Origin of the sequence: Burkholderia sp. LMG 13014 (genome assembly GCF_905232215.1) — a bacterium.
Classification (GTDB): Bacteria; Pseudomonadota; Gammaproteobacteria; order Burkholderiales; family Burkholderiaceae; genus Burkholderia.
This window is the reverse complement of the sequence record NZ_CAJNKE010000185.1, coordinates 1-10,393: the sequence shown is the minus strand read 5'-3', so window position 1 is coordinate 10,393 and position 10,393 is coordinate 1. Positions and strand designations below refer to the sequence as shown.

Below are 10,393 nucleotides of genomic sequence, written 5' to 3'. Positions count from 1 at the left end.
CGTTGTCGGGCGTCAGCAAGCGCTTTGGCGCGCGTACGGTGCTCGACAACGTCGAGCTCGGCATCGCGCGTGGCAGCTTCGTCGCGATCGTCGGTCGCAGCGGCTGCGGGAAATCGACCCTGCTGCGCCTCGTCGCGGGACTCGAGCAGCCGAGCAGCGGTGCGCTCGTGACGCGCGGCGAGGGCGGCGGCGAACTCGATACGCGGATCATGTACCAGGATGCGCGCCTGCTGCCATGGAAGACCGTGCTGCAGAACGTGATGCTGGGCCTCGGGCGCGGCGCGCGCGACCAGGCACGCGCGGTGCTCGATGAAGTCGGCCTGCTGGAGCGCGCGAACGACTGGCCCGCGCAACTGTCGGGCGGCCAGCGGCAGCGTGTCGCACTGGCCCGCGCGCTCGTGCACCGGCCGCAATTGCTGTTGCTCGACGAGCCGCTCGGCGCGCTCGACGCGCTGACCCGCATCGAGATGCATGCGCTGATCGAGCGGTTGTGGCGCGAACATCGGTTCACGGCGCTGCTCGTCACGCACGACGTGCAGGAGGCCGTTGCGCTCGGCGACCGCATCCTGCTCATCGAGCAGGGACGGGTGGCGCTGGATCAGCCGGTGCCGCTCGACCGGCCGCGCGCCCGCGCATCGGCCGCGTTTGCGGCGCTGGAGGATCGCGTGCTGAAACGCGTGCTTGCCGGCGGGCCCGGTGCGGCCGGCCAGGATGCGACGCATGAGACGGATAACGTTCGACCGGTCGGGCAGATCCGCTGGGCCGTTTAAATCCGGGCGGCAGCGGCCGCCCGTTGTGAGATCTTTTTCTTCGGAGCGATCAACCTGATGAGCATCACTGCAATCAACGTACGTAACCAGTTCAAGGGCAAGGTGAAGGAGATCATCCGCGGATCCGTGGTCTCCGAGGTCGACGTCGAGACGCCGTTCGGCATCGTCACGTCGGTGATCACGACCCGTTCGGTCGACGAACTCGAACTGAAGGTCGGCGCGGAAGTCGTCGCGCTCGTGAAATCGACCGAGGTATCGATCGCGCGCCTCTGAGTACGCGGTCCTGCACCGGTGCGCCGCCGCGGGCAAATTGCCCGTTGGCGGCGCCCGGCATTTCCGTAGCGCGTTTGCCTTGGTATTCGACGTCCGGACGAAGTGCTAGGATGGAGCGACACCGACGCCGGAGGCCAACGCATGACCCCCATCCTTTCGCCCGAAGCCATCGAGGCGCTGAAGTGGATCGACCAGTTCGGTGAAAGCCGGCCGGTTCCCGCCGTGTTCGACGACGTCGTCTACGCGTTGCTGAACGAGGGGCTGATCTACCAGGCGGCGGCCGACCGGGTCGACCTGACGGCCGATGGCAAATCCTTTTTATCCGACGAATACGATTGAGCGCACGGCGCCGGCCGCGTGGGCGGCCCGGCGCTGCGTCGCCACGGAGCGTGCGATGGAACCGAGAGGCAGCGACCTCGGCGATTTCAGCGAGCCGTACCGCGGCTTCGAGATCGAGGTGAAGACCGAGCAGGTCTGGGACGGCGAGCATGCGCATTACCGCGTGCTGCAGGGCGATGCCGTGCGGATCGACTGGCGGCTCGTCAAGGTCGACGGGATGCTGTTGACCGAACGACGCGTGATCGAGCGCGTGCTCGACGAGGCGCGGCGGGCGGTCGATACGGAGCTGGGCGAGGGGTAGCCTGCGTGTCGGGCAGGCACGGCCCGTCTTGCGGTAAAATGCCGGGTTGTTTCCGAGCCGTCTGGCCAGTTGCCCGAAATCCATGTCCGTACCGTCCTCGCTTCCTCCCCGCCGCGTATCCGTCGCGCCCATGCTCGACTGGACCGACCGCCATTGCCGGTCGTTCCACCGGACGCTGACGCGCGACACGTGGCTGTATACGGAGATGATCACGACGGGCGCACTGCTGTTCGGTGATGCCCAGCGGCATCTCGCGTTCACGCCGAACGAATCGCCGGTCGCACTGCAGCTGGGCGGCAGCGAGCGCGACGATCTCGCGCGCGCCGCGAAGCTCGGTGAGCAGTGGGGCTACGACGAGATCAACCTGAATTGCGGATGCCCGTCCGAGCGCGTGCAGCGCGGCGCTTTCGGCGCGTGCCTGATGAACGAGCCGCCGCTCGTCGCCGACTGCGTGAAGGCGATGCGCGATGCGGTGTCGGTGCCGGTCACGGTCAAGCACCGGATCGGTGTCGACGCGGTCGAGGACTACGCGTTCGTGCGCGACTTCGTCGGGACGGTGGCCGAGGCTGGCTGCGAAACGTTCGTCGTGCATGCGCGCAATGCGATCCTGAAGGGGCTGTCGCCGAAGGAGAATCGCGAGATCCCGCCGCTCAAGTACGACTATGCGTATCAGTTGAAGCGCGATTTTCCGTCGCTCGAGATCGTCATCAACGGCGGCATCACGACGCTCGACGAGGTTGCGCAGCATCTGGAGCATGTCGACGGCGTGATGCTCGGCCGCGAGGCGTATCACAACCCGTACGTGCTCGCGGAGGTCGATTCGCGCTTCTACGGATCGACCGCTGCGGTGCCGACGCGCGAAGAGGCCGAGGCGAAGCTGATCGAATACTGCGCGGCCGAACTGAAGCGCGGGACTTACCTCGGCGCGATCGTGCGGCACGCACTCGGACTGTATCGCGGTATGCCGGGTGCACGTGGCTGGCGTCGTGTGCTGTCCGACAACAAGAAGCTTGCGCGTGCCGATCTGGCCGTGTTCGACGAGGCGCGCGCGCATCTGAACGAGGCCGAAGAAATTTTTGAAAAAAAAGCTTTGCAAGATTCAAAAGTGTTCGTATAATCTTGTTCTTCGCTGCTGAAACACAAAAGCAGCGAAGAACAAAAAGCAGTAACAGTGGTGGCTGTAGCTCAGTTGGTAGAGTCCAGGATTGTGATTCCTGTCGTCGTGGGTTCGAGTCCCATCAGCCACCCCAAAGAATGCATTAACAAAACAGGCGCTTCGGCGCCTGTTTTGCTTTGCGAGGGACAACTCGGGGACGATAACGTCGATTCGAGCCTCGCCATCCCTAGAGCGTTCTGCTCGCCATCCATTTCGCGTACATTGTCAGGATCGTCACGATGTTGTGCTCGAGTTGTATCGTGCACAAGGTCGGTGTCATGCCGGCGGCATATTGCTGTCGCGTAGCCATACCGCGTGTTGTCCGGGCGGCGATCGCGTATTTCGAGCAGCTTCAAACAGGTATCCGGAAGCGGCATCGGAACGCGCTCATCTTCTCGGTGCATGCTGACCCACCGATCGTCGAAAATTGCAGCGTCAGAAATCTGCGCGAACGAGTGCAGCCGTTCCAATGCGCCGAGAAGAGCAGCTGATCAACTTTTCGGTTCCGTTTCGCGCACTCAACGACGGCGCATAGCCGTAGTGAGCGGCAGTGACGGCGAGACCATCAACTGACGGTGCCGGAATAATGCGCGCAGATGGCGCCACAGTGTCCGTCGGTGAATTGGCGGGTTCCACACGTTTGGAATTCGAGCCTTTTCGGACAATCCATGCGTTGAAAGAATAGGCACGTGATCCAAGGCAATGGAACGGCAAACAGATTCAACGCACAAGGTTATGGCTATGGCGACTTTCAGGGTGGCGAGGACGTCGTTTTACATGCTCGCCGGAGTCGCTCCGGCGATACCCCTGCTGATCTTGTCGTGGCTTCTGTTTATCGTCTCTTTGCTGAATTTGGACGTGGATTGGCCTACAGCGTGGTCTTTTCTTTTGTCTAACGCGGGCAGCACGGGCTTGCTTCTCGCAACTTGTGTTTTGCCTCAAAAGGCACGGATGAAACATGTTGCGGGAGTCATCGTTCTCTTGATCTGCGGGAGCGCCGTCAGCTTGCCGTCGGCCATTGCCTCGGTGCAAAAAATCATCGATAACCACCGAATCGGTTATCACATGCACCCAGTGGATTTTGGCGACTTTGCCATCATTGCTTGCAACGTTGTGGCGATCGTTTATCTACTGGAAGCGCTTGCGGCACTGTTTGCAAGACGCTTGGCCGGGCTTCTCGCGCGATAGGTTTGATGCATCGTTCTCTCCACAACATCGTCGCGCGCTGTTTCCCTTTCCCGAGCAGGTGCCTCACGCGCTGAAGCGGGCGTGGGCTGTTGCGTGCGCGTCGACCCTCGTCCACTGACCCGTCGTCGCCCATATCTGGACGGCAGGCGCGTGGCGATCGCATACGGTGCTACGGCATTCTTCTTGCCCCAGCGGGTTCAGTCGATCGAGGCAGCATCGCAGTCGTCCGATGGCTTTGGCCGATGGTCAAAAGCCAACCCGTCCTCACCGATCCGCCACATTGCTCGCGATCCCCGCCTGCACCGTCCGAGCATTTCGAAAAACCAGCCACGACCACAAAGCGCCGCCAGCCACCTTCGCAACGAACTGCAATGCGGCGATCGTCGGGAACACCGTCCCGAACGCAATCAGCGGAAAGATGATGGAGTCGACCGCCGCCCCCGCGACATTCGCGCCATTGGCACGCGCCAGTATCGGGAAGCGACGTGCGAGTTGAAACACGATCGCGCTCGCCACGGCTGCCGAACCGAACGCCACCAGAGACGCGAGGGCGATTTCCTTGGCGGCGGGATTGAGCGCGTAACTGACGACGCCGGCGGCTGCGATCAACGCAAACATTCGTGACCAAAGCGCGCGGCCGCGCCAGTCCAGGTGGAGCCGATCTCGAATCGCGAGATCGAGTCCGATCAGAAGGAACGCGATGATCGGGGTAGCAGCCGGTCCGAAATGAGCGACCATCAGGTTAGCGACAGCGACCGCTGCGATATAGATCAGGACGTACATGATTCCCCAGTGATAAAGAGTGCGCGCTGCGTCGATTCGGAGCCGAAGTTTGCCATACATGGCCAATGAAACGGACGGGTGCTCCGCTACGCGCAAGCCGGGTCGAACTGCGAACGATTGACGGAAAGCAGGGTTGGGAGCGACAGGATATCGTCACTGTGTCGCGGGCTTCCATCAAACCATCTTCGTCGCGAGATCGTATGGCCGTATCCGGTCGACGTGATGTCGCGCAGTTTCCTTTCCCGACTAAGGTTCTCGCTCTCCGTGCCGTTATCTTCCCTGGACAGCCCTCGTGCCTCGAATGCTGATCCGTTTTCTTGCCTGCTCGCGTTCCGCGTGAGCAGGCTTTTTTCGTTCATGGCTGCCCTTTATCACCTGAATGGCCGAATGAGACAGGGACTTGGCGCGAACCGACAATGCGCAACAGTCTTACATTGGTGTAATGTATCGACTTCCTCGTGCCCTCATGCTTTGCAGGGCCGTTCGATCCCGACAACCCATGAAGGTGTCGGGATTTTTTTTGCCTGCATCCCATTGCGCTGGCAACGAGTTGCAACGACGCCCGGCAGGCAGGCGCTGACGCGATCGCGTCAGACGTGAAGGACGCGAACGCCCACGAACGTCACGAGCCAGTGTGCGGCGACGGCGCATGCAAGGTACGCGACGATCACGTGCGGCGGGCGACGCCGTGAAAACAGATTGGCTCCGAGCACCGCGAACAGGATGGGCGGACCGAACAGATACGCGAACAGGTCGACGGTGGAGTGCATGGTTACTGCGCACGCATCTACGCCGCCACCGCAGGTACCGGGCGGCGGTATGCACAACCGATCGAACGCAATACACAGGCGGCTGTCGATCGTGGCCCACGCGATCACGCTGATGACGCCCGCTATCGCAAATCCGATCGTTCCCAAGACACGTCGCATCGTTTGAATTCCCCAAGGTTCATGTTCCCGTCGTCCCCGGTCGGGCCGGCACAGTATGGGTCGAGCGCGGCGACATTGCGTTTTGCATGCGTGCAACGCGCGGTATATTTTGCGACGAGACGTCCCGATCAAGACAACCAGCGGAAGGAGTGACCACCGATGCCTGAAACCCGGGCCACGCTGCGTGCCGCGACAGCGCAAGATGCCAGCCACATCGCTCGCCTGCACACATTGAGCTGGCAAACCGCGTACAGCCACATCCTGCCGGCGGCCTACCTGTCCGACGAGGTGCCGACGGAACACGCGATCCGGTGGCGGCAATATCTCGATCGCAATGAAAAAGAGTGGGGCCTCGTGCTGATCGCCGAGGCCGACGGCGAGCCCGTCGGTTTCGTCAGTGCCGAGCGCCCCGTCGATCCGGCGCTTGGCGTGCTGCTCGACTGCCTGCACGTCCATCCTTCGCATCACGGAAGCGGCACGGGCAAGCGCATGATCGAAGCGGTTCGCGCGTGGGCCCGCACGCTCGGCGTCGACAAGGTCCACCTGACGGTGCTGGAGGGCAACGAACGGGCGATCGGTTTCTATGAGCACAACGGCTGGCAACTCGCGGGTATCGAAACGAGCCGCATTGGCCAGACGGAGGTCACCGACCGGATCTACGCGATACAGGCGTAGCGGTCTGGCGACATTCGAGCGAACGGTCGCATGACGTTCGGCCATCGCCGGGCGAAGGCCGAACGTACTCCTACGCTACTCGCTGCAGTAACGCACGAGCAAATCGGCTTCCGTCTCATGCACCTCGACGGGCAGGGTCGTTGCGCCCGCATAGGCGAGATAGCGCGCGCGATGCTGGCCGTTGCGGAACGACGCCACGCCGACTTTCGACAGGCCGGGGATGCCGAGCAGCGTGCGCGTTCTCGTCTCGCGAAACGTGATGTACGGCATGTCGGGAATCCTGTCCTGGTCCGGATCGAGGAATTCGCGAATGCCCGCGGCCTTTCCGGGGGCCCAGTACAGCACTGACGGCAACACGTAGTCCGTCGTGTCTCGGTCGGCGCATGTCAGCAGTTTCTTCAGGTCGATCGTCACGACCCGGTGTCGCGTATCGTCGGACGAGAATACCCGCTTGAGGTGCGTATAGGCATAGGGGGCGTGCCCGGGAAGCTGGATAATCCAGACTTCTACGCCATTCTGTTGTGCGTGGGCGAGTGCCATTGCCATTACTTCCTCTGGTGCTGCAAACGGTCGTCTTTGTTGGAGTTTAGCAGCGCGATTGCTGCAGCGAAGCAGGGCAATACCCGGAACAGGAAAGCGGAGTGACCCGCAGCAGAACCTGAACCGCGAATGAACGCGCAGAGAGGAAGGGGGGTAAATCGAATGGGGTCATGTGCCGACGATCGATATCGACAGGTCACGGGAATGTCGCGACACTGCCAGCAGGAATGACGCACCGCGCGAATTTCATTCGGGATTCGCACGATGTCGCGAAACCCGGCATGCACGAATCATCATAAGCAAAGAGAGGGCAGATTGACCGGAGAAAACCATGCCGTCGAAACTTGAGATCGAGTATCTCGATTACTGTTTCACCGCAACGCTCGAAATCCGGGAGTCCGGTCGGACAGGCGTTGTCGATTGGCATCTCGAATCCGCCTCGCGAAGCAAGACACTTGCGTGGAGCGTGTTCGACCGCTTTCTCGAGCGGCATGATTTCGCCGATGAAGAGGAGGCGCGTGCCAATATCGTCGACTGGCTGGAGCGCCTGGCCGATCCGAGATCCGGCGCGTCGGTCGAAATAGCGAAGGCGAACGCGGTTGCCGCGGGGGCGGTGGCGGCGGGTACATCGGTCTCATCGACCGAGTCGACTGCCGAAATCGTCGGTGAAACCGTCATTGACGTCGCCTGCGATCTCGACTGGATCGAGATGGTTGCGGAATGGGTTTTCAGCTGACTGTCACGACGACGAACCCCGGTTGTCATGACGCAAGTTTTTGTGTTCGCGAAACCTGGTTTCGAAAAATCGGTAGAGAAAAATGAAGTCTGAATCGTGCTGCTCGGAAAAATAGAATGATCCTGCTTTGACAACCCCCGCGACTTACCGGAAACTGGGCCCGGGCCTGAATTCATTCGCTTGAATTAAAACAAAATAAAATTCCGGACATGAAAAGAAGAACGCTACTGACGGCGGGCGCGATCATTGTCGCTGCCGGCCTGACAGGCTGCACTGCCATGCTGTTCGAAGACGGCAGGTATGAAGAGACAGTCGACCGATTCCTCGTCAGCGAGGACGGCAAGAAATTCGTCGTGCTCGGCAAGAAATATCACTACATCTTCGATATGCCCGAGCATCTCGGCGCCGTGCTGGCATCGCCTTACCGCAAATCGATCAATGCGGCGCTCTATGGGTTCGTCGCGCAGGGCAGCAAGATCTCGGGCAAGTTCTCGCTCCAGCTCAGTCGCACCAATATGACCGACGACGACTGGAACCGCGCGCTGGAGGACGGCTTCACGAAACGCGGAAGCGATGGTCTGGAGATGGGAGGTGCGCTGGAAGGGTCGCGCTATCTGGCCGATGGTTTTGCGCAAGGCAAGACGTGGTCGTCGTTTGCGCATTCGTACAAGATCGAGGTCACCGATCGCATCACGACGGCAGGCAAGGCCGTGCGCTTGCTCGCGACACCCGTCACGCTCGCGGCCGACGGAGTGATGATGGTCGGGGCAGTGGTGCTGTCGCCCGTCATCGTGGTGATGCTCGCGCCGGTCGCGGGCGTTGCACTCGGACCGTGACGCGATCCGCGCGGCACGCGAGCGTACCGGTTGCCGCGGCCTTGTCACCAAAGGGTGAGTTGGCGCACAGATCGTTGCGCGGCCCGCGCTCACAATTTGGCCGGTTGACCGTTCTTCCCCGGCCCGGTCAACCGTTTCCCCGCTCGCTCGCGCAGGAGCGGGGGCTTTTTGCCCGTCCGACGCCGGAATGCTGCGTCGGCGGAACCGGACAGGCGTTCGGCGGGCGGCGTAATCGGATCGGTTGCGCGCCCCGGCATCCGATCGCCTGATCCGTACGAATCGCTTTCCTCGTGCCTGAGCGAACCCTCAGGCCCATCGCCGGTTTCGGCCGGTGATGCCTTGGTCCCGGCGGCGCGCAACCTTGCCGCCGGGATGTTTTTTGCGCCGGATGCGTTGCATCACGTCGCGCGCAGCGGGCATGTCATCCCGCTCAACCCGCCTGTTCGACACTGGTTTCCCAGCCGTCGTATTCCCCTCCGAACGTACGTACCTCGCGATTGATCGCGACCGTATGGCGCGTGATGTCAGCCAGTGCCATGGTGCCTTCGTGCGAAAACCGGACGGCCGACTTGCCGTCTTCGGTGGGCGCAACCGATTCGACCGGATAGCCTTTCGCTTCCGCCCAGTCTGCGAACTGATGCGCGTCGCTCGGGTCGGGGAAATACGCCCAGTGCATCACGCGCCGGCTTACGTCGCTGGCATCGCCTTTCTTCCGCAATTCATCCAGCACGCGCATGTCGCGCATGATCTGCCAGTCGTCGTCGGTCGGGTAGAGCGTTTGCCAGTAGGCTTCCTTGTCCGGATCGCCCTGTTGCGCGTACTGAAGTGCGTAGGTCGTCTGATCGGCCAGCGCGTCGACGATCTCCGCCGCTGCCTCGTCGTCGAACGGCACGTAGAAGAGGAAATCCCGATGGCCGTCGACGGTGATGCGGCCAACCTGCACGCCACCTTTCGCGGTGATCGTGGCGTCCAGGAGATCCTCGATCGTCGTGAGCGCGGCGAATTCGTCGCCGGTCGGCAGGCCTTCCGGCGTCGGATGCGCAAAGGGGACGCGCACGCTGAGCAGCGACGTGCGCGGATCGCCTTCCGCGATTTCCGCAAAGCTGTGGTTGAAGCTGATGAAAGCCTGATGGTCGCCCATTCTGGCAGGGAAGGTTCCCCAGGCGTCGGTCATGTGTTTCTCCCGTGCACGATTGTCTGTTGACGGTTGCAAAGCGTCCCAATGTATCATCGAAAATCGCGTTGGCCGGGGAAGCGCACATGATCGCGAGTCTGAGCATTCTGGTGCCGGTCGAAGACGATCGCTTTCGGGCGGTGGTGGATTTCTATCGTGTGGCGCTTGCGCTGCCGGTGCATTCCGATGGCGTGTCGGCGGCGGGGAATCCGTGGCATCGCTTCGTTGTGGACGGGGCGACGCTGACCGTTCACACGGGCAGCGGTGGCGCGTTTCCGTATCTGGAGTTTCGGCCAACCGGCCATGGCATTGCGCTGGCCATCGAAGTGGCGCATGTCTCGGAAGCCGTCGCGCGGCTCGAGTCGTGCCGCGTCAGTATCCTGAACGAGTGGGACTACGGCGACGGCACGGTCGCGATTTCCGTGGCGGATCCGGCAGGCAACGTCTGCGAGATCTGGGGCTGTCCGTGACCCGCATCGGTACGGCGGGCCGAAAAAATTCGAAGGAGATGCCGATGTCGATGTTTGCGGTGAATGGTGTGCGAATCGATCCGCTCAGCGCGCGCGTGACGCACGTGCGCTGGGCGGCCGTGAATCCGTCCGACCGGTCGTGGGCGGCGACGCCGAGCGAGGCACCGGTGGCGGACGTGGCGCGGGCGCTCGCGTCCGGCAACGATGTCCGCGCAATCTTCTC

Annotated in this window: 14 protein-coding genes, 1 tRNA gene and 1 pseudogene; 12 read left to right on the top strand and 4 right to left on the bottom strand. The window is 62.1% G+C overall.

Going from position 1 to position 10,393, the window contains the following annotated elements; all coding sequences use genetic code 11:
* From JYJ84_RS18945 to JYJ84_RS18915, 7 genes are all read left to right on the top strand, one after another.
* The coding region (locus JYJ84_RS18945; protein WP_205189369.1) for an ATP-binding cassette domain-containing protein at positions 1 to 770 on the top strand (770 nt) is incomplete at its 5' end.
* A gap of 57 nt (positions 771 to 827) precedes the next feature.
* Positions 828 to 1,043 (top strand): molybdopterin-binding protein, encoded by a 216-nt coding sequence (locus JYJ84_RS18940; RefSeq protein ID WP_006476104.1) that lies wholly within the window; start codon positions 828 to 830, stop codon positions 1,041 to 1,043.
* A 141-nt stretch (positions 1,044 to 1,184) separates the two neighbouring features.
* Positions 1,185 to 1,382, top strand: coding sequence for a hypothetical protein (locus JYJ84_RS18935; RefSeq protein ID WP_089425274.1), 198 nt, complete (start codon positions 1,185 to 1,187; stop codon positions 1,380 to 1,382).
* A gap of 55 nt (positions 1,383 to 1,437) precedes the next feature.
* Positions 1,438 to 1,683, top strand: coding sequence for a hypothetical protein (locus JYJ84_RS18930; RefSeq protein ID WP_043182680.1), 246 nt, complete (start codon positions 1,438 to 1,440; stop codon positions 1,681 to 1,683).
* Positions 1,684 to 1,813: 130 nt separating this feature from the next.
* Positions 1,814 to 2,800, top strand: a complete 987-nt coding sequence (dusA, locus tag JYJ84_RS18925) for a tRNA dihydrouridine(20/20a) synthase DusA (RefSeq protein ID WP_236027697.1) — start codon at positions 1,814 to 1,816, stop codon at positions 2,798 to 2,800.
* Between the two features lie 57 nt (positions 2,801 to 2,857).
* A tRNA-His gene (locus JYJ84_RS18920) sits at positions 2,858 to 2,933 on the top strand.
* Positions 2,934 to 3,616: 683 nt separating this feature from the next.
* On the top strand, positions 3,617 to 4,027 hold the full coding sequence (locus tag JYJ84_RS18915) for a hypothetical protein (RefSeq protein ID WP_164462573.1): 411 nt from the start codon (positions 3,617 to 3,619) through the stop codon (positions 4,025 to 4,027).
* A gap of 264 nt (positions 4,028 to 4,291) precedes the next feature.
* Here JYJ84_RS18915 and JYJ84_RS18910 read toward each other — a convergent pair whose 3' ends face one another.
* Both JYJ84_RS18910 and JYJ84_RS37865 read right to left on the bottom strand, forming a co-directional pair.
* Complete coding sequence (locus JYJ84_RS18910) at positions 4,292 to 4,810, bottom strand: VUT family protein (RefSeq protein WP_122945275.1); 519 nt, start codon at positions 4,808 to 4,810, stop codon at positions 4,292 to 4,294.
* A 590-nt stretch (positions 4,811 to 5,400) separates the two neighbouring features.
* Positions 5,401 to 5,580 (bottom strand): hypothetical protein, encoded by a 180-nt coding sequence (locus tag JYJ84_RS37865; RefSeq protein WP_236027696.1) that lies wholly within the window; start codon positions 5,578 to 5,580, stop codon positions 5,401 to 5,403.
* Positions 5,581 to 5,898: 318 nt separating this feature from the next.
* Between JYJ84_RS37865 and JYJ84_RS18900 the strand changes: the two genes are divergently transcribed.
* Positions 5,899 to 6,414 carry a GNAT family N-acetyltransferase gene (locus tag JYJ84_RS18900; RefSeq protein WP_122945277.1) on the top strand — a complete coding sequence of 172 codons (516 nt, stop codon included), beginning with the start codon at positions 5,899 to 5,901 and terminating at the stop codon, positions 6,412 to 6,414.
* 75 nt (positions 6,415 to 6,489) lie between these two features.
* On the opposite strand, the gene JYJ84_RS18895 is transcribed toward JYJ84_RS18900, so the two are convergent.
* Entirely contained in the window at positions 6,490 to 6,954 is a 465-nt protein-coding gene (locus tag JYJ84_RS18895) for a hypothetical protein (RefSeq protein ID WP_043182697.1), read from the bottom strand.
* Between the two features lie 331 nt (positions 6,955 to 7,285).
* Here JYJ84_RS18895 and JYJ84_RS18890 point away from each other — a divergent pair, with 331 nt between their 5' ends.
* Together JYJ84_RS18890 and JYJ84_RS18885 are read left to right on the top strand one after the other, a co-directional pair.
* Positions 7,286 to 7,690 carry a hypothetical protein gene (locus tag JYJ84_RS18890; RefSeq protein ID WP_175984903.1) on the top strand — a complete coding sequence of 135 codons (405 nt, stop codon included), beginning with the start codon at positions 7,286 to 7,288 and terminating at the stop codon, positions 7,688 to 7,690.
* Between the two features lie 278 nt (positions 7,691 to 7,968).
* Complete coding sequence (locus JYJ84_RS18885) at positions 7,969 to 8,526, top strand: hypothetical protein (protein WP_236027695.1); 558 nt, start codon at positions 7,969 to 7,971, stop codon at positions 8,524 to 8,526.
* Positions 8,527 to 8,956: 430 nt separating this feature from the next.
* Here JYJ84_RS18885 and JYJ84_RS18880 read toward each other — a convergent pair whose 3' ends face one another.
* Positions 8,957 to 9,700: a DUF695 domain-containing protein gene (locus JYJ84_RS18880; protein WP_122945280.1), complete on the bottom strand. Its 744-nt coding sequence runs from the start codon at positions 9,698 to 9,700 to the stop codon at positions 8,957 to 8,959.
* An 86-nt stretch (positions 9,701 to 9,786) separates the two neighbouring features.
* Between JYJ84_RS18880 and JYJ84_RS18875 the strand changes: the two genes are divergently transcribed.
* Both JYJ84_RS18875 and JYJ84_RS18870 read left to right on the top strand, forming a co-directional pair.
* Entirely contained in the window at positions 9,787 to 10,170 is a 384-nt protein-coding gene (locus JYJ84_RS18875; protein WP_122945281.1) for a VOC family protein, read from the top strand.
* A gap of 44 nt (positions 10,171 to 10,214) precedes the next feature.
* Positions 10,215 to 10,393 (top strand): annotated as a pseudogene (locus tag JYJ84_RS18870) (phosphatidylserine/phosphatidylglycerophosphate/cardiolipin synthase); the annotation flags it as partial.